Below are 25609 nucleotides of genomic sequence, written 5' to 3'. Positions count from 1 at the left end.
TAAAATAGGGTTGGTGGAAAATTTCCATCAACCCTAAAAATTATAGAACCGTTCTTTTTATATCTCATTTATTATGCCAAGGCACCCATTGGATCCCATGGTGCAAGGACGATTGGTTCTGCTTCATAGGCAGCTAGTTCTTCTGCTGTTAGTAATTCCTTACGAACAACAATTTGATAAGTGTATTCGTCCATCCAAGCATCTGAAGCAACAAAGTAACCATCTGTACCAACCTTGTCTCCCCATGAGTTTTCAACCTTCCACTTGGTTGACTTGCCATTTTCATCCAAATCCACACCTGTCAAGACCATGGCGTGGGTCATCAAGCTCTCACTGTAATCCAAACGTCCAGCCTTGTCTTGAGTGAGTTTAATGTCCATGCTTGATTCAAAGTCATAAACATCTGTCGCAAGGATCCCAGCTTTACGATTGCTGAGTTGACCGACATCTGATCCAAACCAAACAGTCTCACCTGCTTGCATTTGGGCAATCGCTAATTCTTTCAAGCGTTCCATCGGTACATTGATGTAACGAACCGCACGGCTACCAACCACATTTCCCAACATCTCAACTGTATAAGATTGGCCATAAGGTTTATCAGCAGTTGGAGCATTGATAACAGAAACGTAGTCTTCTAGAGGAAGATTGACATATTTCTTGTAAAACTCTTGTGGTGTAATGCTCTTTTCGCTTTGGTAGTTGTTGTCTTTATCGCGATAAGCAAAGTCAAATTTTCGTGGTGGAAGCCCCAATGACATAGCAAGGAAGTTAAAAATTTCTTGCAAGAGGTCTTCTTTCTTAGCTTGAACAGTCGCTTGGTCTGCGCCAGAAGCAAGCAAGTCACGCAAGATTTGAGCATCTTGGCGAAGCAATTTGTTAAGGATTGCATTTAGCTCACGGCTGCTACTAGATGAAACAGACTCAGGGTAAACTGACTTAGGCACGACACCGTATTTCTCAAAGAGAGAAACGACCATATCCCATTGACCGCCATCTTGTTGGGGAGTTTGAAGTAGGAATTTAACCTTACGGCTAGTTAGATCTTGAACTGCAGTCGCAATCACTTGCTCCAAGAACCAGTTTGATTTCTCATACTTGTCCCAGAAGAAGGTGTGGGCCTGTGACAACTCAAAATTTTCCAATTTATATTGTGAAATGAGCTTGTGACGGAAGGTGTTAAGAGCTGCAAACATCCAGCAACGACCAGATGCTTTCTGGTTAGTTACCTTGTCCTTGGTCAAATCCAATGAGAAAACAGGTGTATTGTCTACATGGCTTTGACGGCGTTCTAGAGCTGCAAAAATCCCGTTGTGGCTAGCAGCATTTTCAATCGCTTGGTATTTAACATTTGCTTCATAGTTGGCAAATAGTTTATCAGTAAATGATTCTTGAATCGCGTTCATAGATTCCTCCTTTTATTCTACAGTCTATTATAACTCTTTTCACAAAGGAAGCAACTGAAAAACATAAAAGGCAAGGACATTCTTCCTCACCTTTTCGAATATAAACCAAACTAAGCAATACTTGCACGGAGATCTTCTAATTCTTCCTTGGTCAAGCGACGCCATTCTCCTCTCTGCAAGTTCTCATCCAATACTAGCGTTCCCATAGTCAAACGTTGCAAGTCTACTACTTCCTTGCCACAGTAGCCCACCATACGCTTGACCTGATGAAACTTCCCTTCTGCAATGGTCACACGGATTTGGCTTTGATTTTTTTCTGTATCTATGGACACAAGCTCCAGTCTAGCGGGCTGACAGGTAAAATCCTTAAGAGGAATTCCCTTGGCAAATGTCTCCACATCTTCTTGGGTCATCATTCCCTTGACCTGAGCCAGATAAGTCTTGTCCACATGACGCTTGGGCGAAAGAAGAGCATGGGCAAGCTGGCCATCATTGGTCAAGAGTAGAAGACCATGTGTATCAATATCCAAGCGTCCTACTGGGAAAACTTCCTTGCTCCGAGCAATATCATCCAACAAGTCCAGAACGGTTCTGTGCTTAGGATCCTCAGTCGCTGAGATAACTCCTTGGGGCTTGTTCATCATGTAGTAGACAAACTCTTCATACTCCAACACTTGCCCATCAAAGCGAATCTCATCTATTTCTTCATCAATCTGCAATTTTGCTGACTTTTCTTTTTTACCATTTACCGTCACGCGCCCAGCCTTGAGCATGTTTTTGACCTCTGTCCGACTCCCTACAGCGCAGGTAACTAAAAATTTATCTAATCTCATAGAACTATTATATCATATCAAAAGGAGGCTGGTACAATGACCAACCTCCTTTTCGTTTCATACTCTTCAAAAATCTCTTCAAACCGTGTCAACGTCGTCTTGCCGTATAGATGTTACTGACTTCGTCAGTTCTATCTGCAACCTCAAAACAGTGTTTTGAGCTGACTTCGTCAGTTCTATCTGCAACCTCAAAACAGTGCTTTGAGCAACCTGTGGCTAGTCTCCTAGTTTGCTCTTTGATTTTCATTGAGTATCAGATTTAAGAAATTAACTTCCTCGTCTCCAGAAAATCGCTAAGACAATCATGGAACCTAGTACTGCCGGAATAATGGCAGTTCCTGCTATTATCGGTCCCCAAGTCCCAAAAAGCAAGTGGCCTATAAAGGCACCAATCCAGCCGAGAAACATTTTTCCAAAACATCCCATGCGTTCTCCACGATTGGTCAGAGTACCTGCTAAAAATCCCACTAGGAGACCAACGAACATACTTCCTAACATATTATCTCCTTAATTTGCCCAATCTCCGTTACGGAAGAGTGGTACATGTGTCCCATCCTCACGGATACCATCGATATCCATTTGGTTAGAACCAATCATAAAGTCTACGTGAACATCTGAACGGTTAAGCCCCGCAGCTTCAAGCTCCTCTTCGCTCATCTCCGCTCCACCAACAACGCTAGTTGCATAGGCTGCACCGATAGCCAAGTGGTTTGATGCATTCTCATCGAAAAGAGTATTAAAGAAGGTAATGCCTGACTGAGAAATTGGGCTTGGATCTGGTACCAAGGCACATTCACCTAAGGCACGCGCACCCGCATTTTCAAAGACAAGGTCTTTCATGACCTGATCACCCTTCTCAGCTGAAATATCCACGATTTGTCCATCCTTAAAGGTCACCTTAATACCTTCAATAATGTTTCCGTTATAACTAAGCGGTTTTGTAGAAGTGACATAACCATCTGCGCGACGGAAATCAGGCGCTGTGAAAACTTCCTCTGTAGGCATATTTGGCAAGAATCCTTCGCCCTGTGCATTGATAGCACCAGCTGATTCCCAAACGTGGTCCTTCGGCAAACCCAGTATCAAATCGGTCCCTGGCGCTGTATAGTGAAGGGCTGAAAATTGCTCTTTATTAAGCATATCGGCCTTGCTCTTCAAGATAGCTGCATGCTCTTCCCAAGCCTTAACAGGATCTGCTTCGTAGACTCGGCAAGTTTTGAAGATTTGGTCCCAAAGGAAATCGACTGCTTCTTCGTCGCTCGCAGCATTTGGAAAGACTTTCTTAGCCCACTCAAGTCCAGCAGCGGCTGCCACAGTCCAGCTAACCTTGTTGGATTGAGTTGCGATACGCATTGGCTTCATAGCGAGTCCCATAGCTTTCGCAGAAGCTGAAAGCTTGTCCGCATCCACTCCGTTCAAGGCACCTGGATCAGATGAACGAACTCCTAGACGGCTAGCCTTGTTCTCCAAGAGATAGTTCATCTCAGCAATCTTGTATTCAGGCACATTGTCCAAACGCTCCATCGGCGCATGGAGGAATTTCTCACGGTTAATGACATCATCTGTCCACTGAACAATCACCTCATGCGCACCCAAGGCATAAGCTTCTTTGACAATTAAGTGAGCCAACTCACGTTGCTCCACATCGATAGAGAGAGCCAAAGTGTGACCAGGTTGCACGTTGATTCCGTTCGCAACCAATAATTTCGCATATTTTTCTAGATTTTCTTTAAAATTTGGTAAAACCATGTAATTTTCTCTTTTCTATTTTTATTTTTCTTTCAAAGCAGAGAATAATCCTGCTAAAGCAATAGCACCTGACAAGAGTGCTGTTGATAGAAGAATTGTTTGATCAGCAAGTTCTAATTGGTATTCAAATACCTTCTCAGCCGGCTTATCTTCCGCGAATATTCTTAGTTTCATGAGAACCCCCTTAAAATTTATTAAAACAAATCACTATGACTGCCTGTCCTCAGCAAATTTAAAATCAATTCCGACTTGTCTACTTTATAAACCAAAAGCCAATCTGGCTGGATATGGCATTCACGAACTCCTTGAAAATGTTTGGATGCCGTCAATTGATGATCACGATATCTAGCAGGAAGTTCTTTTTCTTGAACAAGAAAATTTAAAACTTCTTCTAATAATTCTGCCTTCAAACCACGCTTCATAGCCAACTTAAAATCTTTTTTAAACTGTTTATGATAACGAATCTTAAGCACGCAAATCCTCCATCAAGTCAGAGACTGATTCAAAGGATTGGCTCATATTACGATTTTGGTCTAAATCCGTTAATACCTCAAGCAACTTCCGATTCCCGTCTAGTCTAACATCAAAAGGTAATCCCTGATATTGAATAGCCTGACGAAGGAAAATATTAATAGCTGTTGTCATATCCATTCCCAGATTACTAAACACCTGTTGGGCCTGCTCCTTAACCTCACTATCCAGACGGATGCTCATACTCGTCTTTGACATACTCTCACCCTCTTTCTATAGACTATTTTAACAAAAAAGAAAGCCAATGTAAATCTATTGGATATACATTAGCCTCTTTGGATAGATGATTAAACAATTTTTTAAAACAACTCATCAAACAAACTCAACTGGTTATCCTCTGGCATATTGCCCAGAATCCCCATCTCATCCATCTTTTCAACCAAGGTTGATGAGAGTCCACCACGCTTGCGTAGTTCTGTTTTAGAGAGGAATTCTCCCTCTTGGCGCGCTCGCACCAGCTGCTTGGCAACGTTTTCTCCCAGACCATCCATTGCTACAAATGGCGGAATGAGGGTGTCTCCATCGATGAGGAATTCAGTAGCCTGACTACGGTAGAGATCGAGTTTTCCAAACTTGAAACCACGCTCCCACATCTCATTGACAATCTCAAGAGTTGTATAGAGATCAATTTCCACATTAGAGGCTTCATTGTTCTTCCGTTTTTCAGAGATTTCTTCCATTCTGCGTTTGATGGCATCCAAGCCCGCCCCCATAGTCTTGATATCAAAAGCCTTAGCACGAATGGAGAAGTAAGCACAGTAGTAATAAATAGGATGGTGAACCTTGAAGTAAGCTACACGCAAGGCCATCATAACGTAGGCTGCCGCATGGGCTTTAGGGAACATGTACTTAATTTTCCCACAGGACTCGATATACCACTCTGGCACCTTATTGGCCTTCATAGCTTCGATATATCCATTTCTCTCCTCTTCGGAAATCTTGAGCCACAAGCCCTTACGTACCCGTTCCATGATGGTAAAGGCCATCTTAGGTTCGAGACCAGCATGCATAAGGTAAACCATGATGTCGTCCCGACAACCGATAACAGTTGATAGGTCCGCTATTCCTTGTTTAATCAAATCTTGTGCATTGCCCAGCCAAACGTCGGTACCGTGGGACAACCCTGACAACTGAAGCAACTCCGCAAAAGTCGTTGGGTGCGTCTCGTCCACCATCCCACGTACAAAGTTGGTTCCAAACTCTGGAATCCCCAGCATACCCGTCGGCGTTCCTATTTGCTCAGGCGTCACCCCAAGCACATCCGTCCCAGAAAAGAGGGCCATGACACCTTCATCATCCATAGGAATTTCATTAGGGTCAATCCCAGACAAGTCCTGCAGTTTCCGAATCATGGTCGGATCATCATGTCCCAGCACATCGAGTTTGAGGACGTTCTCATCGATATCGTGGAAGTTAAAGTGAGTCGTCTGCCATTCAGCCGTCACGTCATCTGCTGGATACTGAACAGGCGTAAAGTCGTAAACATCCATGTAGTTAGGAATAACAACGATTCCTCCCGGGTGTTGTCCTGTTGTCCGCTTGACACCAGCCGCACCTTGAGCTAGTCGCTCCACCTCTGCATCACGATAGAACTTGCCATAGTCCCTCTCGTATCCTTTGACAAATCCATAAGCAGTTTTAGCAGCCACCGTACCAACCGTTCCTGCGCGGAAGGCATATTCCTCACCAAAGATATCACGCACATCCAAGTGAGCGCTAGGCTGGTCTTCTCCCGAGAAGTTCAAGTCAATATCAGGAACCTTATCCCCATCAAAACCAAGGAAGGTCTCGAAAGGAATATCCTGTCCGTTTTTGCTGAGTTTGTGACCACATTTAGGACAGTCCTTATTGGGCATATCAAATCCTGAACCGTACGAACCATCTGTGATAAACTCACTGTACTGACACTGACCACAGACATAGTGAGGAGAGAGAGGATTGACCTCTGTAATCCCAATCATGGTCGCAACGAAACTAGATCCGACAGACCCACGAGAACCAACCAAGTAACCCCGTTCATTGGAACGTTGCACCAGCATCTGGGAAGCCAGATAAATCACAGCAAATCCATTCCCCAGAATAGAGGTTAGTTCTTTTTCAATCCGCAAATCAACGATATCTGGCAGCGGATTTCCATAAATCTCAAAGGCCTTCTTATAGGTCAATTCAGCGACCGTTTCTTCCGCCTTGTCGATGAAAGGCGTATACAAGTCACCCTTAACTACCTCAACAGGTTCAAAGATATCTGCCAAGGCATTGGTATTTTCAATAACCAATTTGCGAGCTAATTCCTCTCCCAAGAAGGCAAATTCATCCAACATTTCATTAGTCGTTCTAAAATGAGCTTTTGGAAGAGGAGCGGGTTGGGCATGTTCGCCATGACCAATAGTTCGGTTAATCATCGCCCCCTGTCCCAAACTACGGACGATAATTTCACGGTAAATCTCTTCTTCCGGTTCGATATAGTGAACATTTCCGGTAGCCAGAACGGGTTTACCAAGACGGTCTCCAACTTCTATCAAACTCTTGATAATGGTCTGGAGTTCCTCCATATCCTTGACCTGCTCCTTGGCAATCAAGGGAGCATAGATAGCTGGGGGCATGACCTCGATAAAGTCATAATACTTGGCCACCTCAACCGCCGCATCCACGCCCTGGGAAACGACTGCATCAAAAACTTCACCTTCAGAGCAAGCTGAACCTAAAATCAAACCTTCCCGATGAGCATCTAGAACCGTTCTTGGAATCCGTGGCACTCCTTCAAAGTACTTGGTATTAGACAAGGAAACCAGCTTAAAGATATTTTTTAACCCTACTTGATTCTTGACATAAATGGTTGCATGTTTAATCCGAGCTTTTTTATAAGAATCTGGGCTAATCAAATCAATGTTGAGTCTAGCTAAATCGGTCACACCATGTTTTTCTGCTACCTCTTTGATAAAGATGAAAAGCAGGCGACCTGTAGCTTCCGCATCGTAGTTAGCCATGTGGTGATGTTCCAAAGCCACACCAAAACGCTTGGTCAAAGGCCCCAAACCATGACGTTTATACTCAGGATAGAGATTTCTAGCAAACTCAAGTGTATCAATAACTGGCTGACTAATCCTTGGAAGACCATGACGCTCATAGTTGGCATTCATAAATCCAACGTCAAAGGTAGCATTGTGGGCAACTAAGACCGTATCCTTGCAGAATTCTTGGAATTCTTGCAAAACTTGTTCTAGTGGCTTGGCATTTTTGACATGGTCATCTGTAATTCCAGTCAACTCAGTAGTAAAAGTTGATAAGGGATGCCCAGGATTGATAAATTCATCAAATTCGGCAATAACATTCCCCTTGTACATCTTAGAAGCCGCAACCTGAATCAAGTCATTATAGATGGCTGATAGACCCGTCGTTTCCACGTCAAAGACCACATAGGTTGCTTCGGACAAGTCCATCCCCACTTCATTATAGACGATAGGGACACGGTCCTCCACGATATTAGCTTCCATACCATAGATCAGCTGAATTCCTGCTTTCTTAGCAGCCTTATAGCCGTGTGGGAAGGATTGAACATTTCCATGGTCCGTGATGGCAACCGCCTTGTGTCCCCACTTAGCAGCTGTCGCAACGATTTCTTCTACCTCTGGCAAAGCATCCATAGTCGACATGTTAGTATGAGCATGAAACTCAACTCGACGCTCACCTTCTGGCATCAAATCCTTACGCTCATAGTGAACAACTTCCTGCACGTCTTGCACGTTCATAGTCAAATCGCGTGTGAAGTTATTCATCTCCACATTCCCACGAACTCGGAGCCAAGAATTTTTCTTGATTAGATCAAATTTCTGAGCTTCTTCTTCATTCTTAACCCACTTTTGCATAGAAAAACTGGAAGTGTAATCCGTCATTTTAAAATTGATCAAAACGCGACCAGTTCTGGTCACTTTTTGCTCCACATCAAAAACAACCCCTTCAAAGACCAAACGATTTTCCTCCGTCGTCACTTCGATCATAGGAGTAATCTCTGCCTTATCTAGCTTGGGTTTAGCTGCAACTTTTTTCGTTTGAAAATCAAAGGCTGGTTTCTCTTCCGCTGGAGGAGGTGCCATCTGTTCTAGTTGTTCCATAGCACGGAGCGCTTCCTCATTAGCAGCTTGAACAATCTGCTCATTTTCAGCATGGAAGGCCTCTTCCTGCTCTTGGGTCAGCACATCATTTTTCTCTATTTGACAATTAAAAGTTGGAAAACCAAACTTTTCAAGTTGTTTGGCTAAATTAGGAAGATGATTCTTCTTAAAATGTTCCTTATCAATTGCCTCAGAGCCTTCAATAAAGAGTTGGTTCCCCTCAGCACGAACTTGCAGATTTTGATAAAGGGACTTAAAACCTTGACTAGCACATGGCCCTTCAGAAAAAGCCTCTCTATAATAGGCCTGCAAGAGTTGGTTTGAAAATTCTTGAGACAGAGCCTTGATTTCAAAAATTGCTTTATTACCTGTCTTAGAAAATTCCTCGCTCAAACCTTTCTTTAATTCTAAAAAGATTTCAATCGGTAAAATATTAGAAAATACGAAATGAAACTCCCATACCTTACTAATTTTATGAACCACAACTCGCTCAATATCGGCCTGTGATAAAGCAGGAGACTGCCTCATTTCAGCAGGCATCCCCAGTTGATTCATCAAAATTTCAAAACTATTTGACATTCATTTTCCTCACATTATTCTCCTACTATTTTACCATACTTAGAGGTATTTTCTAAAGACAAAAGGAAGCCACTAAGTGACTTCCTTCTAGAGCGAGGACAGATTAGTCTTCACCTTTGTTTTTCTTAATGATTTCTTCTTGTACTGACTTAGGTACATCTTCGTAGTGGTCAAATACCATCATGAATGTACCACGTCCTTGAGATGCAGAACGAAGAACTGTTGCGTAACCGAACATTTCAGCAAGCGGAACATAAGCACGAACGATTTGGCTGTTACCATGTGCTTCCATACCATCTACACGTCCACGACGAGCAGTTACGTGACCCATAACATCACCAAGGTTTTCTTCTGGAACAGTGATTGTTACAAGCATCATTGGCTCAAGGATAGCTGGTTGTGCTGATTTAGCAGCTTCTTTAAGGGCAAGTGAAGCCGCGATCTTGAAGGCAGTTTCAGATGAGTCGACATCGTGGTATGAACCATCGTAAAGCTTAGCTTTAACGTCAACCATTGGGTAACCTGCAAGAACACCGTTAGCCATAGATTCTACCAAACCTTTTTCAACCGCTGGGATAAATTCACGAGGAACCACACCACCGACGATTGCGTTTTCGAATTCGAATCCTTTACCTTCTTCGTTTGGAGTAAATTCAATCCATACATCACCGAATTGACCTTTACCACCAGACTGACGTTTGAAGAATCCACGTGCTTGAGTAGAAGCGCGGAATGTTTCACGGTAAGATACTTGAGGAGCACCTACGTTCGCTTCAACTTTGAACTCACGACGCATACGGTCAACAAGGACGTCAAGGTGAAGCTCACCCATACCTGAGATAACTGTTTCACCAGTTTCAACGTTTGTTTCAACGCGGAATGTTGGATCTTCTTCAGCCAATTTTTGAAGGGCGATACCCATCTTGTCTTGGTCAGCCTTAGATTTAGGCTCAACCATCAATTGGATAACTGGTTCTGGAACGTTGATTGACTCAAGGATGATTTTAGCTTTTTCATCTGTCAATGAGTCACCAGTTGTAGTATCTTTCAAACCAACGGCAGCAGCGATATCACCTGAGTAAACAGTGTCAATTTCTTGACGGCTGTTGGCGTGCATTTGAAGGATACGTCCGATACGCTCACGTTTACCTTTAGAAGTGTTCAATACGTATGAACCTGATTGAAGAACACCAGAGTAAACACGGAAGAATGTCAAACGACCTACAAATGGGTCAGTCATGATCTTGAAGGCAAGAGCTGCAAATGGCTCTTCGTCAGATGCTGGACGAGTTTCTTCTTCGTCTGTATCTGGGTTAATACCCTTGATTGCTGGGATGTCAAGTGGGCTTGGAAGGTAGTCGATAACCGCATCAAGCATCAATTGAACACCTTTGTTCTTGAAGGCAGAACCACACAATACTGGGAAGAATTCAACGTTGATAGTCGCTTTACGAATACCAGCTTTCAATTCTTCGTTAGTGATTTCTTCACCTTCGAGGTATTTCATCATCAATTCTTCGTCAGTTTCAGCAACTGCTTCAACCAATTTTTCACGGTATTCTTGTGCTTGGTCAAGGTATTCAGCTGGAATATCTTCTTCAAGGATATCTGTACCAAGGTCGTTAGTATAGATTTCAGCTTTCATCTTGATCAAGTCGATGATACCACGGAAGTCATCTTCAGAACCGATTGGCAATTGGATTGGGTGTGCATTTGCTTGAAGACGATCGTGAAGTGTACTTACAGAGTAAAGGAAGTCAGCACCAATTTTGTCCATTTTGTTGGCAAATACGATACGTGGAACTCCATACTCAGTTGCTTGACGCCAAACTGTTTCAGTTTGAGGCTCCACACCTGATTGTGAGTCAAGAACGGTAACCGCACCGTCCAATACACGAAGAGAACGTTGTACTTCGATAGTGAAGTCCACGTGTCCTGGTGTGTCGATGATGTTTACGCGGTGGTTGTTCCATTGAGCTGTTGTCGCAGCAGATGTGATAGTGATACCACGTTCTTGCTCTTGCTCCATCCAGTCCATTTGTGACGCACCTTCGTGAGTTTCACCGATTTTGTGGATTTTACCAGTGTAGTAAAGAATACGCTCAGTAGTTGTTGTTTTACCAGCATCGACGTGAGCCATGATACCGATATTACGAGTTTTTTCAAGTGAAAATTCGCGTGCCATGAGGTTTGTTTCTCCTATTTATTTTTGATTTCTATTCTATTATAACACGATTTTAATAAAAACGGATAGGCAGGACCTACCCGTTCTCAATGTTTTCATGCTATTGTTGGTTTCAACTTACGAGATGGTAAGGTGAGTTGAACTCGGGCTAAAGTTAATTAGCCGATTTGAGCCGGAACGGGATGCTGTGTGAAAAAGATAAACTTCCTTGTATTCGTCGAATACTGCGTCAGTTTCCTATTTTCATCTTGCATCCTTACCGTTCCTAGCATCATGACCTAGTTGAGCTCAAGCTAAAAGTCTGGAGAAAAAGATGAATCTCATTGGTTGCAATCGCAACCTGCTTCGATTCCCTATTTTCTCTGGGACTTTCTTAACGCTTTCGCATCCTATATTACCAACGGAAGTGTGCGAATGCACGATTAGCTTCAGCCATACGGTGAGTGTCTTCACGTTTCTTAACAGCTGCACCAGTGTTGTTAGCAGCATCCAAGATTTCTTTTGCAAGACGGTCTTGCATTGTGTGTTCACCACGAAGACGAGCGATTGTTACCAACCAACGAAGTCCAAGTGTTGTACGACGTTCTGGACGAACTTCAACTGGGACTTGGTAGTTAGAACCACCAACACGACGTGCACGTACTTCAAGTACAGGCATGATGTTTTCCATAGCTGTTTCAAATACTTCAAGTGCATCGTTTCCAGTAGCTTCTTTGATTTGCTCAAAAGCACCGTAAACGATTGAAGCAGCTGTACCACGTTTACCATCAAGCATAACGCGGTTGATAAGACGAGTAACTAGTTGTGAATTGTAAAGCGGATCTGGCAATACGTCACGTTTTGGAGCTCTATTTTTACGACTCATTTCTCTTTATCCCCTTTCCTTATGCTTTTGGACGTTTAGTACCGTATTTAGAACGGCCTTGTTTACGATCGTTAACACCTGCAGTATCAAGTGCACCACGGACGATATGGTAACGTACCCCTGGAAGGTCTTTTACACGTCCACCACGAAGAAGCACCACGCTGTGTTCTTGCAAGTTGTGTCCGATACCTGGGATGTAGGCAGTAACTTCGATAAGGTTGCTCAAACGTACACGAGCGAATTTACGAAGGGCTGAGTTAGGTTTTTTAGGTGTCATTGTTCCAACACGAGTTGCAACACCACGTTTTTGTGGTGAAGAAACGTTTGTTTGAACTTTTTTATGACTGTTGTAACCAACGTTCAAAGCTGGTGATTTAGATTTTTCTACTTTTGATTTACGCGGTTTGCGAACCAATTGGTTAATTGTAGGCATCTACATTCTCCTGTGTTTTTTTATTTTTGGTGATGATACACTTGGTGACAGCTATCATCTGTGTGTACTTTTGCAACATTTGTCAGCACGTCCCTGTACACTCTTGAGAGACCAAAAGTAAAAAGTACCGTCTATTATTGTAACAAAATTTTCCATTGGTTGTCAAGATATTTTTCTTTTTTATTGTTAATTTTAGCTCTTTTGTAGTGCTCCCCAAAAAAGAAAAAGGAGGAATCCCCCCTCTCCTAAAGTTACTATTGTTCCATTCAATCCCATCAATTTTAGCACATAATGGTTTTCGAGATATGATAGTATCACAACCAACCAGATTCTTTCGCAATATTAGCTGCCTCTGTTCGATTGCCTGCATGTAATTTAGAAAGAATATTAGTGACATAGTTTCGGACTGTTCCGTTGGATAGATAAAGTTTGTCTGCAATTTCTTGGTTAGAGAAGCCCTGAGCAATTCCCTTTAAAACTGCAATTTCTTGTTCTGTTAATGGATTGGGATGCGTCATCACCACTTCCATCAATTCAGGCGAATACTCCTTGCGCCCTTCGAGGACAGTGTGCAAGGTTTGCATGAGGTCTGCAATGCTTCGCTCTTTTAATACATAAGCATCCACTCCAGCCTTAACCGCACGCTCAAAATACCCAGGACGTTTGAAGGTCGTCACCACAACCACCTTTGTTTCAAGCTTTTCTGCTCGTATCCACTCCAAAACTTCAAGACCTGTCTTAACAGGCATTTCTACGTCAAGGATGGCGATATCTACAGACTCCTTTTCTAATAGTTGGATTGCTTCTTGCCCATTCTTGGCTTGAAAGACAGACTCTACATCTGGTTGAAGCGTGAGCAACTGGCACATGGCATCTCGCAACATACTTTGATCTTCTGCGACTAATACTTTCATCTACTTTCTCTCCTTATAAGGTAGTCGAACCTGAACTTCTGTCGGTTGTTTCCAACTAATTACCTTTACTTCTCCCAAAAATGGAAGAACACGATCTCGAACTGTATGGAGGTCATCCCCCTTTATAGAAGTAAAGCCACAGCCATCATCTCTCACTGTTAGAATGAGTTCTTTCTCTGTCCGTTCTAATTTTAAGTAGACTTTAAACGCTTTAGCATGTTTGATGATGTTGGTCACTAATTCAAGCAAAATCATGGAAGCCGTTGACTCCAATTCCTGGGTCAAACTAGCCTTGTCTAATTGATTATCAACCTCAACCTCAATCCCAGCAATTTCTAGCATCTTCTTAACAGTTTCAAGTTCTGAAGCTAGGGTCCGTGATTTCAGATTTTCCACGATAGTTCGCACTTCATTCATCGAATCCTTGCTGATCTGGTGAATTTCTTTTAATTCCTTTTCCACCTGTGGATAAGCCTCCATCTGAAATAACTGCAAGGCTAAATCTGTCTTGACACTGAGCATAGCAAAGGTATGTCCCAAACTATCATGCAAATCCTGACCGATACGACTGCGTTCATTTTCAGCAAGCAATAGATTTATCTGGGCATTTTGCTTAGCCTGAGCTTCTTTCAAATCCTCCGCAATCCGAATCCGAACCAATCCAAAAGTCATTAAATCGACAAAAGTAAGAATTACAAGTAGATAGAATAGAAACTCAACTTCGATTCTCTGAAAAATCAACAGTTGGCCCACAACAAGGACTTGAGCAAGAAGAAAAGTCCAGACATGTAAAGACTTTAAACTACGTACGCTGAAATGATAACTTAAGAGATTGGATAGGAAAAAGAAAAACCAGATATAATTAACAGCAACAAAGGCAGTATTCCCAACTACATAAGTCAGCATGAGGCCCCAATATAGCCAAGATAGGCGCTGGCTCTTAGTTGTTAAAACACCCAAATATGCCACTACAAATAGAATATCAATCAATAAATGCCAGGCAGAAAGCCACCCAGTCACTACAGGTAGGATGGGGAAAATCATAAAAATTAAACTGGCCCAGAACATATAATGTATGCTTTTCAGTCTTTCAAGCATTAAGCATTCTCCTTATGACCTTGAAGGTAAATGGTCAAACCAAACAAAACTACTGAAAAAACAAGTAGATAAACTGTGGCTGATAAATTGATGCTACCCTCATTTAAGAAGGTCTTGATTAATTCCATCAACTGATAGCTTGGTAGACGCTTCCCGATTGCTTGCATCCAGTCTGGAAATAAAGAGACGGGCATCCAGAGTCCACCTAAAACAGCCAAGCCTAGATAGAGAAGATTGCCCACGACAGACATCAGCTGATTAGAAGGCAAGAGTGTCAAGGTCAAGCCAAGCGCTACAAAAGCTACACTTCCTACTATCAGCAAGAACGCAGCCCCAATCCAGCTTCCTAAAGGCATATCCACACCTCTGACCAAGTGCCCAACTGAGAAAACAACCAGGATTGAGACCAGATAATCAACCATCATACTTGTTATCTTTGATAGATAATATTCTACCATATTTACCGGAGTATGGCGCAATGTTTTCTGCCAGTTGTTGATTTTATCTGTATGTAAAATAGCTGGGAATGAAAACATAGCTGTCGACATCATGGAAAAGGCTGTCATGGAGATGAGATAATCACGCATAAAATTCGCGGGTCCACCTGGTGTGTCCTGGTACATGCCTGAAAAGAATAAATAGAAGGCTGTCGGCATCCCTACGGATAATAGATAATAGACTAATTGTCGTTTGGTCAATAGAAATTCTATCTTGTTTAGTGCGATCCATCGTTTCATCTTAGTCATCTCCCTTTTGTGTTTCTTCAAAGATTGTATCCAACAAGCTACGATTATTGACTTCAATTTCTTGAATCCTACATCCTGCTTGCACTAACAGTTGCCAAAAAGCATCCGCTTCACGTGTAACTACTTGCAAAGCATCTTGTTTTTGTACCCACCTTTCAACCAAGTTAGACTGCTCAATGACTTCCTTGTATGCTAGAGGAAGGATAAAGTGCTTTTCAATCTCCTCACTGCGCATGGCTAGAGGTGTTGTATCGCGAATCAACTCTCCCTTATTCAAGACCAAGATTCGGTCCGCTGTATGCTCTACCTCTTCGATGTAATGGGACGAATAGAGAATGGTAACTCCCTGCGCTTTTAGATCCTGAACAATTTCCCAAAAACGTTGGCGGGTTGAGGTATCCATGGCCGCAGTTGGCTCATCTAAAAAGACAAGTTTTGGTCGGCCAATCAAGGTCAAGACAAAAGAGAAGAGACGCTTTTGCCCACCTGACAATTTTTCTGCCAAATGCTCTTTTTGTTTCTTGTCAAACTGCAACAGTTGATCGATTTCCTGGTTGCTCAAGGGATTTGGATAAATGCTTTGAAAGAAAGCAACCAACTCTTTGACCTTTAATTTCTGAACGATGACATTTTCTTGAGGCAGGTAGGATCTTGTGTAGTCTAACTGAGAACTCGTCACTGGCAAGCCTTGAATGGATACTTGACCGCTTGTGATCCGTTTATCTCCAAGCAAACAGTCCAAGAGTGTGGTCTTCCCAGCACCATTGGGCCCAATCAAGGCGACGCATTCACCTTCAGCTACCTCAAAGGAAATATCCTTCAAAATAGCCTTGCCCTTGATGTTTTTATGTAAGCCTTGTACCTTAATCATGTTCATAATATTCTCCTTTCAACCACTCCATTCCCATAGGAAAGGCGATAAAAATCATAAATCCTAGTCCCCAGGCACCACGGATGAATTGGTGAAGGAAGGCTTGATCAAACCAACCTGTAAACATTTCTACCAACCATACCACTAGTGATAGTCCAATAAAAAGATAGAGAAACGCTTTTTTCATTTTTCAAACTCCTTTTTCACATCTGAGACTAATTTCAAACCTTCTCGGATAAGCCAGGACATCATTCCAAATCCTGCAAATAGCTCCCAAGGAAAATGATAGAAACCTTCATCCAATCCTGAGAATATGAGATAAGTCATGACTCCTGCTACTACTAAACTCATTGCGACAATTACTTTATGTTTCATTTTTTCTTCCTCCATTTCATACTTCAATTATAGACTTTTGGAGTTGGCGGAGCTAGATGCTTCTGTCACTAGAAAATATGACAAATGTCATAAAAGGTTCGATTTAAAAGAATCAAGAAACATTACATAACAAAACACAGAGTAGAAAAGAATCTATAGTACCTCCGTCAAAGTGATATCAAATTTAGACTATAACGTAAACTAATACGCATTTAAAATCAAAAGATCAGAAATTTTCATCCCATAAGCACATATATTATACATTGCACCAAAAAATTTTTATTGCTTCCTTAAAAATTAGTAAGATTTATAAAATCCCTTGAATTCAATGTGTATACCTACACGACAGTATTTAATAAAAAGTCTAGGAACAAAAACTATACTATAATTTTAATAGAATATTATCTTATAAAATGAATTACTGGTAGCCAATAATCATGACCACCCGTCTAACGGGTGGTTTGAACCAGGGCTATAAGCCCAAATTACCAGCCAGCGCCTAAAGACGCTGGCTTTCACATTGTTCAAGCCTCATTGCTCTTGACTCGTCACTTGCCTCTCAAAGAGGCTTTAGTATTACTTACCACTATCCCTAAAGGGATCCTCATATTCTTTTACACTTAATTTATCTAGTGCTATATCATGCTTTTCCTGTTCTTGAATATATTTCTTAATTGTGGCTTCATTGAGTCCAACCGTACTCACATAATAACCTTCCGCCCAAAAATGCCGATTCCCAAACTTATACTTGAGATTGGCGTGTTTGTCAAACATCATGAGTGCACTTTTACCTTTTAAATACCCCATGAAACTTGAAACACTTATCCTTGGTGGAATACTGACTAACATATGTACATGGTCTGGCATTAAGTGACCCTCGATAATTTCAACTCCTTTATAACTACACAAGCGATGAAATATTTCTCCTAAACTACTTCGATATTGATTATAAATGACTTTTCGTCTATACTTAGGGGTGAACACAATGTGATATTTACACATCCACTTTGTGTGTGATAAACTATGTGCCTTTTGTGCCATATTTTTCTCCTTTCGCTTTACAATTGGCTTGAACACCTTTATTGTATCGCGTTTGGAGTTTTTTGGGTATAACCTTCGACGCGCACCCGCATAGCGGGTGGTTTTTTTGTCTCGCACCTAACGGATCGAGACGGACTAACAGTCACATAAAAAAAAGAGAGAAGCAAACTGATTCTCTCTTAATGTATATAATCTCAAGTTAAAACAAAAAAGATACGCTTACGTATCTCTGTAATGAATCGGGAAGACAGGATTCGAACCTGCGACACCTTGGTCCCAAACCAAGTACTCTACCAAGCTGAGCTACTTCCCGAGTTAAATAGAAAAATGCACCCTAGAGGAGTCGAACCTCTAACCGCCTGATTCGTAGTCAGGTACTCTATCCAGTTGAGCTAAGGGTGCTCATTAGTTTATGCCGAGGACCGGAATCGAACCGGTACGATCGTTACCAATCGCAGGATTTTAAGTCCTGTGCGTCTGCCAGTTCCGCCACCCCGGCCTCTCTAAGCGAACGACGGGATTCGAACCCGCGACCCCCACCTTGGCAAGGTGGTGTTCTACCACTGAACTACGTTCGCACTGTTTTCTTCTATCTAAAAATGCCGGCTACATGACTTGAACACGCGACCCTCTGATTACAAATCAGATGCTCTACCAACTGAGCTAAGCCGGCTCATTTATTATATCTCAATGCGGGTTAAGGGACTTGAACCCCCACGCCGTTAAGCGCCAGATCCTAAATCTGGTGCGTCTGCCAATTCCGCCAAACCCGCATATATGACCCGTACTGGGCTCGAACCAGTGACCCATTGATTAAAAGTCAATTGCTCTACCAACTGAGCTAACGAGTCTAAAATAACTTCCGTTATCTTAAACGGTCCCGACGGGAATCGAACCCGCGATCTTCGCCGTGACAGGGCGACGTGATAACCGCTACACTACGGGACCTATGGGAGTTAACGGGATCGAACCGCTGACCCTCTGCTTGTAAGGCAGATGCTCTCCCAGCTGAGCTAAACTCCCTAGAGCTAAGCGACTTCCATATCTCACAGGGGGCAACCCCCAACTACTTCCGGCGTTCTAGGGCTTAACTTCTGTGTTCGGCATGGGTACAGGTGTATCTCCTAGGCTATCGTCACTTAACTCTGAGTAATACCTACTCAAAATTGAATATCTATTCAAACCAAGAAAACCGTTCGCTTTCATATTCTCAGTTACTTTGGATAAGTCCTCGAGCTATTAGTATTAGTCCGCTACATGTGTCGCCACACTTCCACTTCTAACCTATCTACCTGATCATCTCTCAGGGCTCTTACTGATATAAAATCATGGGAAATCTCATCTTGAGGTGGGTTTCACACTTAGATGCTTTCAGCGTTTATCCCTTCCCTACATAGCTACCCAGCGATGCCTTTGGCAAGACAACTGGTACACCAGCGGTAAGTCCACTCTGGTCCTCTCGTACTAGGAGCAGATCCTCTCAAATTTCCTACGCCCGCGACGGATAGGGACCGAACTGTCTCACGACGTTCTGAACCCAGCTCGCGTGCCGCTTTAATGGGCGAACAGCCCAACCCTTGGGACCGACTACAGCCCCAGGATGCGACGAGCCGACATCGAGGTGCCAAACCTCCCCGTCGATGTGAACTCTTGGGGGAGATAAGCCTGTTATCCCCAGGGTAGCTTTTATCCGTTGAGCGATGGCCCTTCCATACGGAACCACCGGATCACTAAGCCCGACTTTCGTCCCTGCTCGAGTTGTAGCTCTCGCAGTCAAGCTCCCTTATACCTTTACACTCTGCGAATGATTTCCAACCATTCTGAGGGAACCTTTGGGCGCCTCCGTTACCTTTTAGGAGGCGACCGCCCCAGTCAAACTGCCCGTCAGACACTGTCTCCGATAGGGATCACCTATCCGGGTTAGAGTGGCCATAACACAAGGGTAGTATCCCAACAACGTCTCCTTCGAAACTGGCGTCCCGATCTCTTAGACTCCTACCTATCCTGTACATGTGGTACAGACACTCAATATCAAACTGCAGTAAAGCTCCATGGGGTCTTTCCGTCCTGTCGCGGGTAACCTGCATCTTCACAGGTACTAAAATTTCACCGAGTCTCTCGTTGAGACAGTGCCCAAATCATTACGCCTTTCGTGCGGGTCGGAACTTACCCGACAAGGAATTTCGCTACCTTAGGACCGTTATAGTTACGGCCGCCGTTTACTGGGGCTTCAATTCATACCTTCGCTTACGCTAAGCACTCCTCTTAACCTTCCAGCACCGGGCAGGCGTCACCCCCTATACATCATCTTACGATTTAGCAGAGAGCTGTGTTTTTGATAAACAGTTGCTTGGGCCTATTCACTGCGGCTGACTTAAAGTCAGCACCCCTTCTCCCGAAGTTACGGGGTCATTTTGCCGAGTTCCTTAACGAGAGTTCTCTCGCTCACCTGAGGCTACTCGCCTCGACTACCTGTGTCGGTTTGCGGTACGGGTAGAGTATGTTTAAACGCTAGAAGCTTTTCTTGGCAGTGTGACATCACTAACTTCGCTACTAAACTTCGCTCCCCATCACAGCTCAATGTTATAGAACTAAGCATTTGACTCAGTTCACACCTCACTGCTTAGACAGACACTTCCAATCGTCTGCTTTAGTTAGCCTACTGCGTCCCTCCATCACTACATACTCTAGTACAGGAATATCAACCTGTTGTCCATCGGATACACCTTTCGGTCTCTCCTTAGGTCCCGACTAACCCAGGGCGGACGAGCCTTCCCCTGGAAACCTTAGTCTTACGGTGGACAGGATTCTCACCTGTCTTTCGCTACTCATACCGGCATTCTCACTTCTATGCGTTCCAGCACTCCTCACGGTATACCTTCATCACACATAGAACGCTCTCCTACCATACCTATAAAGGTATCCACAGCTTCGGTAAATTGTTTTAGCCCCGGTACATTTTCGGCGCAGGGTCACTCGACTAGTGAGCTATTACGCACTCTTTGAATGAATAGCTGCTTCTAAGCTAACATCCTAGTTGTCTGTGCAACCCCACATCCTTTTCCACTTAACAATTATTTTGGGACCTTAGCTGGTGGTCTGGGCTGTTTCCCTTTCGACTACGGATCTTAGCACTCGCAGTCTGACTGCCGACCATAATTCATTGGCATTCGGAGTTTATCTGAGATTGGTAATCCGGGATGGACCCCTCACCCAAACAGTGCTCTACCTCCAAGAATCTCTAATGTCGACGCTAGCCCTAAAGCTATTTCGGAGAGAACCAGCTATCTCCAAGTTCGTTTGGAATTTCTCCGCTACCCACAAGTCATCCAAGCACTTTTCAACGTGCCCTGGTTCGGTCCTCCAGTGCGTCTTACCGCACCTTCAACCTGCTCATGGGTAGGTCACATGGTTTCGGGTCTACGTCATGATACTAAGGCGCCCTATTCAGACTCGGTTTCCCTACGGCTCCGTCTCTTCAACTTAACCTCGCATCATAACGTAACTCGCCGGTTCATTCTACAAAAGGCACGCTCTCACCCATTAACGGGCTCGAACTTGTTGTAGGCACACGGTTTCAGGTTCTATTTCACTCCCCTCCCGGGGTGCTTTTCACCTTTCCCTCACGGTACTGGTTCACTATCGGTCACTAGGGAGTATTTAGGGTTGGGAGATGGTCCTCCCAGATTCCGACGGGATTTCACGTGTCCCGCCGTACTCAGGATACTGCTAGGTACAAAGACTATTTTAAATACGAGGCTATTACCTCTCTTTGGCTGATCTTCCCAAATCATTCTTCTATAATCTTTGAGTCCACATTGCAGTCCTACAACCCCGAAGAGTAAACTCTTCGGTTTGCCCTCCTGCCGTTTCGCTCGCCGCTACTAAGGCAATCGCTTTTGCTTTCTCTTCCTGCAGCTACTTAGATGTTTCAGTTCACTGCGTCTTCCTCCTCACATCCTTAACAGATGCGGGTAACAGGTAGTACCTGTTGGGTTCCCCCATTCGGAAATCCCTGGATCATCGCTTACTTACAGCTACCCAAGGCATATCGTCGTTTGTCACGTCCTTCTTCGGCTCCTAGTGCCAAGGCATCCACCGTGCGCCCTTATTAACTTAACCTTATTTTTCTGACCTTTCAGTCATAAACTCTTATTAATACTACAGCGTTTTCGGTTTATTTTCTTGTTACTATTTGATATAGATATTCAATTTTCAATGTGCATTACTTGGTGATCTCTCACCAATGGAGCCTAGCGGGATCGAACCGCTGACCTCCTGCGTGCAAAGCAGGCGCTCTCCCAGCTGAGCTAAGGCCCCACAAGACCTCTCAAGACTAAACAAGACCAATGCGCAGTTCCTTATCCTTAGAAAGGAGGTGATCCAGCCGCACCTTCCGATACGGCTACCTTGTTACGACTTCACCCCAATCATCTATCCCACCTTAGGCGGCTGGCTCCTTACGGTTACCTCACCGACTTCGGGTGTTACAAACTCTCGTGGTGTGACGGGCGGTGTGTACAAGGCCCGGGAACGTATTCACCGCGGCGTGCTGATCCGCGATTACTAGCGATTCCGACTTCATGTAGGCGAGTTGCAGCCTACAATCCGAACTGAGACTGGCTTTAAGAGATTAGCTTGCCGTCACCGGCTTGCGACTCGTTGTACCAGCCATTGTAGCACGTGTGTAGCCCAGGTCATAAGGGGCATGATGATTTGACGTCATCCCCACCTTCCTCCGGTTTATTACCGGCAGTCTCGCTAGAGTGCCCAACTGAATGATGGCAACTAACAATAGGGGTTGCGCTCGTTGCGGGACTTAACCCAACATCTCACGACACGAGCTGACGACAACCATGCACCACCTGTCACCTCTGTCCCGAAGGAAAGCTCTATCTCTAGAGCGGTCAGAGGGATGTCAAGACCTGGTAAGGTTCTTCGCGTTGCTTCGAATTAAACCACATGCTCCACCGCTTGTGCGGGCCCCCGTCAATTCCTTTGAGTTTCAACCTTGCGGTCGTACTCCCCAGGCGGAGTGCTTAATGCGTTAGCTACGGCACTAAACCCCGGAAAGGGTCTAACACCTAGCACTCATCGTTTACGGCGTGGACTACCAGGGTATCTAATCCTGTTTGCTCCCCACGCTTTCGAGCCTCAGCGTCAGTTACAAGCCAGAGAGCCGCTTTCGCCACCGGTGTTCCTCCATATATCTACGCATTTCACCGCTACACATGGAATTCCACTCTCCCCTCTTGCACTCAAGTTAAACAGTTTCCAAAGCGTACTATGGTTAAGCCACAGCCTTTAACTTCAGACTTATCTAACCGCCTGCGCTCGCTTTACGCCCAATAAATCCGGACAACGCTCGGGACCTACGTATTACCGCGGCTGCTGGCACGTAGTTAGCCGTCCCTTTCTGGTAAGATACCGTCACAGTGTGAACTTTCCACTCTCACACTCGTTCTTCTCTTACAACAGAGCTTTACGATCCGAAAACCTTCTTCACTCACGCGGCGTTGCTCGGTCAGACTTCCGTCCATTGCCGAAGATTCCCTACTGCTGCCTCCCGTAGGAGTCTGGGCCGTGTCTCAGTCCCAGTGTGGCCGATCACCCTCTCAGGTCGGCTATGTATCGTTGCCTTGGTGAGCCGTTACCCCACCAACTAGCTAATACAACGCAGGTCCATCTGGTAGTGATGCAATTGCACCTTTTAAGTAAATGTCATGCAACATCTACTCTTATGCGGTATTAGCTATCGTTTCCAATAGTTATCCCCCGCTACCAGGCAGGTTACCTACGCGTTACTCACCCGTTCGCAACTCATCCAGAGAAGCAAGCTCCTCCTTCAGCGTTCTACTTGCATGTATTAGGCACGCCGCCAGCGTTCGTCCTGAGCCAGGATCAAACTCTCATTAAAAGTTTGAGTTCTCACTCATTTCTGTCACTGACAGATTTATTGTTTTTTCATTGTTCAGTACTATAACCTTAGTTATAGCGCCCTGCACATTGGTTCGTCTTGTTCAGTTTTCAAAGGTCTTTGTCACTTGCTTCTCTCAAGTGACAACTATATTAGTATATCACAGCTGCTTTTTCTTGTCAACACTTTTTTGAAACTTTTTTGAACTTTTTTCATCAAGTGTTCCATCCGCAACATACCATAGTCCGTACGGGATTCGAACCCGTGTTACCGCCGTGAAAAGGCGGTGTCTTAACCCCTTGACCAACGGACCGGAGCTGTTATTTTCAACTCTTACTATTATACCGACTTTTCATACTTTGTCAACACCTTTTTTTATCTTTTTTCATTTTTTTTGCATAGCTTCTTACCGAGTACGGATATCAAACTCCTTAAACACAATACGTAAGTCTCTTAATACTCTTTGACGCCCTCGGAAGCGTTCATGTCTTAAGACGCGTTCTAACTCTTCTTGTTTCTCTTTACTTTGTTTGTTTCTATAATCTCTTAGTGTCTCATGAAAGAGATAATAATCATCTATCCAGAGACCTCCCTCACTGATACGATGACTAATCTCACCTACTTCTTCATAAGGTTCTTTATCATATCTACGCTTCTGGCTTTCTTGTTTACGGATATGGTCTAAAATGCGATTACGGAATTTAGTTTTGAAATATTTACGTAAGCGTGGAAGATCTTCTACTAGCTCTTCTTCTCTACTAATCAATTCATGCAAGCAAATCATCCCCTCTTGGTCCCAATCCGATAGCTCCCATAAATGCAAGTAATATTCCTTTCTACTCTTATATACAATTCCCTGGACTTCTTTATACAATTCTTTAAACATAACGTCCCCCTTTCTAGATACAGTCTAACAGATTCAGAAACACTTTTGTCCCATTTCCCCCATTCTGTTCCCTACTCCGTCTAAACTGCACAAAAAAGAGAGGACATGCCTCTCTCAGGGTTATAATTCTGCAATTTGGTTTAGATTTACTTCTGCAACTGTGTCATTACCAAACATAGAGATAATCATCTTCACTTTATTATTATCAATTTCTGTAATCTTACCAGTATAGTCTGCAAAAGCTCCATCAATGATACGTACAGTTTGTCCAACTTCAACATCGATATCAAACTCTTGTACAGTTTGTCCCATAGAAACCAAGATATCACGGATCTCTTGTTCCAATAATGGAGTTGGTTTTGATCTATTTCCGTGAGATCCGACGAATCCTGTAACGTTTGGTGTGTTTCGAACAACAAACCAAGCTTCATCTGTCATGACCATTTCCACAAGAACATAACCCGGAAAGCGATTTTCTTCTACTTCTTTTCTCTTTCCATTTTTTTCAACTTGCACTGTTTGTGTCGGAATTTCAACACGTAAAATATTATCCAACATATTGTAGGTTTGTGCACGTTGTAATAGATTTTCTTTTACCTTATTTTCATAACCAGAATAGGTTTGTAAGACAAACCATCCTTTATCAAAACTATCCATGATACTTCCTTTCATAATAGAAGATTTTTAGCGTGAATAACTCCACAAATCTTCTAAAAAATGTTAATAAATCGAATCAAACCTGAAACAATCAACTTGTCAAAAATATAAATAATCACAACAAAGAAAGCAGTGTATTCCATGATAGAACGAAAATCTCTCCAGCTTTCCTTGCGAGTTGGCCATGTTGTGTCTTTAAGAAGTCTAAAAATATCTCCAATAAAACGCATCGCTCTCTCCTATCTCGTTTCTCTATGTGTAATGTACTTACCACAATGTTTACAAAATTTATTTACTTCTAGTCGTGTTGGCTTGGGGTTTCCGCTGATCTTGATTGAATAGTTTCTTGAACCACAAACCGCACAAGCTAGGCTTGCTTTTTTTAGTGCCATAACGCCTCCATCTTATCTATTA

At 43.4% G+C, this 25609-nt stretch carries 23 protein-coding genes, 11 tRNA genes and 3 rRNA genes; all 37 read right to left on the bottom strand.

The annotated features are described in order from the left end of the window. Positions 1 to 71: 71 nt before the first annotated feature. Positions 72 to 1403 (bottom strand): aminopeptidase C, encoded by a 1332-nt coding sequence (pepC, locus tag SK637_RS01375; protein ID WP_033688083.1) that lies wholly within the window; start codon positions 1401 to 1403, stop codon positions 72 to 74. A 110-nt stretch (positions 1404 to 1513) separates the two neighbouring features. Further along, positions 1514 to 2236, bottom strand: a complete 723-nt coding sequence (locus tag SK637_RS01370) for a pseudouridine synthase (RefSeq protein ID WP_033688082.1) — start codon at positions 2234 to 2236, stop codon at positions 1514 to 1516. Positions 2237 to 2324: 88 nt separating this feature from the next. Then, a complete protein-coding gene (locus tag SK637_RS10030) occupies positions 2325 to 2483 on the bottom strand; it encodes a hypothetical protein (RefSeq protein ID WP_237397637.1) in 159 nt (52 codons plus the stop codon). Between the two features lie 20 nt (positions 2484 to 2503). Next, positions 2504 to 2734, bottom strand: coding sequence for a GlsB/YeaQ/YmgE family stress response membrane protein (locus SK637_RS01360; RefSeq protein WP_000901572.1), 231 nt, complete (start codon positions 2732 to 2734; stop codon positions 2504 to 2506). A 9-nt stretch (positions 2735 to 2743) separates the two neighbouring features. Further along, the gene (locus tag SK637_RS01355) at positions 2744 to 3985 is read right to left on the bottom strand and encodes an aminopeptidase (RefSeq protein ID WP_033688081.1); all 1242 of its coding nucleotides are present in this window, start codon (positions 3983 to 3985) and stop codon (positions 2744 to 2746) included. A gap of 21 nt (positions 3986 to 4006) precedes the next feature. Further along, complete coding sequence (locus tag SK637_RS09830; RefSeq protein WP_000776626.1) at positions 4007 to 4159, bottom strand: hypothetical protein; 153 nt, start codon at positions 4157 to 4159, stop codon at positions 4007 to 4009. 20 nt (positions 4160 to 4179) lie between these two features. Beyond that, complete coding sequence (locus SK637_RS01345) at positions 4180 to 4458, bottom strand: type II toxin-antitoxin system YafQ family toxin (protein WP_033688080.1); 279 nt, start codon at positions 4456 to 4458, stop codon at positions 4180 to 4182. Further along, the gene (locus SK637_RS01340; RefSeq protein WP_033688079.1) at positions 4451 to 4714 is read right to left on the bottom strand and encodes a type II toxin-antitoxin system RelB/DinJ family antitoxin; all 264 of its coding nucleotides are present in this window, start codon (positions 4712 to 4714) and stop codon (positions 4451 to 4453) included. Before SK637_RS01340 ends, SK637_RS01345 begins: the two co-directional genes overlap by 8 nt. 101 nt (positions 4715 to 4815) lie before the next feature. Continuing rightward, entirely contained in the window at positions 4816 to 9207 is a 4392-nt protein-coding gene (locus SK637_RS01335) for a PolC-type DNA polymerase III (RefSeq protein ID WP_033688078.1), read from the bottom strand. A 103-nt stretch (positions 9208 to 9310) separates the two neighbouring features. Next, positions 9311 to 11392 carry an elongation factor G gene (gene fusA, locus SK637_RS01330; RefSeq protein ID WP_000090357.1) on the bottom strand — a complete coding sequence of 694 codons (2082 nt, stop codon included), beginning with the start codon at positions 11390 to 11392 and terminating at the stop codon, positions 9311 to 9313. A 394-nt stretch (positions 11393 to 11786) separates the two neighbouring features. Next, a complete protein-coding gene (gene rpsG, locus SK637_RS01325; protein ID WP_000087873.1) occupies positions 11787 to 12257 on the bottom strand; it encodes a 30S ribosomal protein S7 in 471 nt (156 codons plus the stop codon). Between the two features lie 19 nt (positions 12258 to 12276). Further along, positions 12277 to 12690, bottom strand: a complete 414-nt coding sequence (gene rpsL, locus SK637_RS01320; protein WP_001142332.1) for a 30S ribosomal protein S12 — start codon at positions 12688 to 12690, stop codon at positions 12277 to 12279. A gap of 314 nt (positions 12691 to 13004) precedes the next feature. Continuing rightward, a complete protein-coding gene (locus SK637_RS01305) occupies positions 13005 to 13604 on the bottom strand; it encodes a response regulator transcription factor (protein WP_033688077.1) in 600 nt (199 codons plus the stop codon). Further along, entirely contained in the window at positions 13605 to 14702 is a 1098-nt protein-coding gene (locus SK637_RS01300; protein WP_033688076.1) for a sensor histidine kinase, read from the bottom strand. Continuing rightward, positions 14702 to 15439: an ABC transporter permease gene (locus SK637_RS01295; protein ID WP_033688075.1), complete on the bottom strand. Its 738-nt coding sequence runs from the start codon at positions 15437 to 15439 to the stop codon at positions 14702 to 14704. The genes SK637_RS01300 and SK637_RS01295 overlap by 1 nt, the downstream gene beginning before the upstream one ends. A gap of 1 nt (position 15440) precedes the next feature. Next, the gene (locus SK637_RS01290) at positions 15441 to 16325 is read right to left on the bottom strand and encodes an ABC transporter ATP-binding protein (RefSeq protein ID WP_033688074.1); all 885 of its coding nucleotides are present in this window, start codon (positions 16323 to 16325) and stop codon (positions 15441 to 15443) included. Then, the gene (locus SK637_RS01285; protein WP_033688073.1) at positions 16312 to 16506 is read right to left on the bottom strand and encodes a hypothetical protein; all 195 of its coding nucleotides are present in this window, start codon (positions 16504 to 16506) and stop codon (positions 16312 to 16314) included. Before SK637_RS01285 ends, SK637_RS01290 begins: the two co-directional genes overlap by 14 nt. Further along, complete coding sequence (locus SK637_RS01280) at positions 16503 to 16709, bottom strand: hypothetical protein (RefSeq protein ID WP_033688071.1); 207 nt, start codon at positions 16707 to 16709, stop codon at positions 16503 to 16505. The genes SK637_RS01285 and SK637_RS01280 overlap by 4 nt, the downstream gene beginning before the upstream one ends. A 561-nt stretch (positions 16710 to 17270) precedes the next feature. Next, positions 17271 to 17735, bottom strand: coding sequence for an IS200/IS605 family transposase (gene tnpA / locus SK637_RS01275; protein ID WP_000057440.1), 465 nt, complete (start codon positions 17733 to 17735; stop codon positions 17271 to 17273). A gap of 239 nt (positions 17736 to 17974) precedes the next feature. Continuing rightward, positions 17975 to 18048, bottom strand: a tRNA-Pro gene (locus tag SK637_RS01270). 15 nt (positions 18049 to 18063) lie between these two features. Continuing rightward, positions 18064 to 18137 (bottom strand) — tRNA-Arg (locus tag SK637_RS01265). Positions 18138 to 18148: 11 nt separating this feature from the next. Next, positions 18149 to 18234 (bottom strand) — tRNA-Leu (locus SK637_RS01260). A 7-nt stretch (positions 18235 to 18241) separates the two neighbouring features. Beyond that, a tRNA-Gly gene (locus tag SK637_RS01255) sits at positions 18242 to 18313 on the bottom strand. 22 nt (positions 18314 to 18335) lie between these two features. Further along, positions 18336 to 18408 (bottom strand) — tRNA-Thr (locus tag SK637_RS01250). Positions 18409 to 18426: 18 nt separating this feature from the next. After that, positions 18427 to 18508 (bottom strand) — tRNA-Leu (locus SK637_RS01245). 5 nt (positions 18509 to 18513) lie between these two features. Beyond that, positions 18514 to 18586 (bottom strand) — tRNA-Lys (locus SK637_RS01240). A gap of 24 nt (positions 18587 to 18610) precedes the next feature. Next, positions 18611 to 18683, bottom strand: a tRNA-Asp gene (locus tag SK637_RS01235). A gap of 2 nt (positions 18684 to 18685) precedes the next feature. Further along, positions 18686 to 18758: transfer RNA gene (locus tag SK637_RS01230), tRNA-Val, on the bottom strand. A gap of 4 nt (positions 18759 to 18762) precedes the next feature. Next, positions 18763 to 18878, bottom strand: a 5S ribosomal RNA gene (gene rrf / locus SK637_RS01225). A gap of 76 nt (positions 18879 to 18954) precedes the next feature. Then, positions 18955 to 21857, bottom strand: a 23S ribosomal RNA gene (locus tag SK637_RS01220). Between the two features lie 125 nt (positions 21858 to 21982). Next, positions 21983 to 22055, bottom strand: a tRNA-Ala gene (locus SK637_RS01215). A 51-nt stretch (positions 22056 to 22106) separates the two neighbouring features. Next, positions 22107 to 23652, bottom strand: a 16S ribosomal RNA gene (locus SK637_RS01210). Together the 16S, 23S and 5S rRNA genes with 11 tRNA genes alongside form the textbook arrangement of a ribosomal RNA operon. Before the next feature lie 241 nt (positions 23653 to 23893). Next, a tRNA-Glu gene (locus SK637_RS01205) sits at positions 23894 to 23965 on the bottom strand. A 93-nt stretch (positions 23966 to 24058) separates the two neighbouring features. Further along, positions 24059 to 24538 carry a hypothetical protein gene (locus SK637_RS01200; protein WP_033688066.1) on the bottom strand — a complete coding sequence of 160 codons (480 nt, stop codon included), beginning with the start codon at positions 24536 to 24538 and terminating at the stop codon, positions 24059 to 24061. A gap of 120 nt (positions 24539 to 24658) precedes the next feature. After that, positions 24659 to 25195: a transcription termination/antitermination protein NusG gene (nusG, locus tag SK637_RS01195; protein ID WP_000376740.1), complete on the bottom strand. Its 537-nt coding sequence runs from the start codon at positions 25193 to 25195 to the stop codon at positions 24659 to 24661. Positions 25196 to 25248: 53 nt separating this feature from the next. Then, on the bottom strand, positions 25249 to 25425 hold the full coding sequence (secE, locus tag SK637_RS01190) for a preprotein translocase subunit SecE (RefSeq protein ID WP_001210990.1): 177 nt from the start codon (positions 25423 to 25425) through the stop codon (positions 25249 to 25251). Between the two features lie 9 nt (positions 25426 to 25434). After that, a complete protein-coding gene (rpmG, locus tag SK637_RS01185; protein ID WP_033688062.1) occupies positions 25435 to 25587 on the bottom strand; it encodes a 50S ribosomal protein L33 in 153 nt (50 codons plus the stop codon). Positions 25588 to 25609: the final 22 nt, after the last annotated feature.

It is taken from the genome of Streptococcus mitis, from assembly GCF_000722765.2.
Lineage (GTDB): Bacteria > Bacillota > Bacilli > Lactobacillales > Streptococcaceae > Streptococcus > Streptococcus mitis_AQ.
Note: the sequence above shows the minus strand (reverse complement) of the source record. Positions and strands in the feature narration are given on the sequence as shown.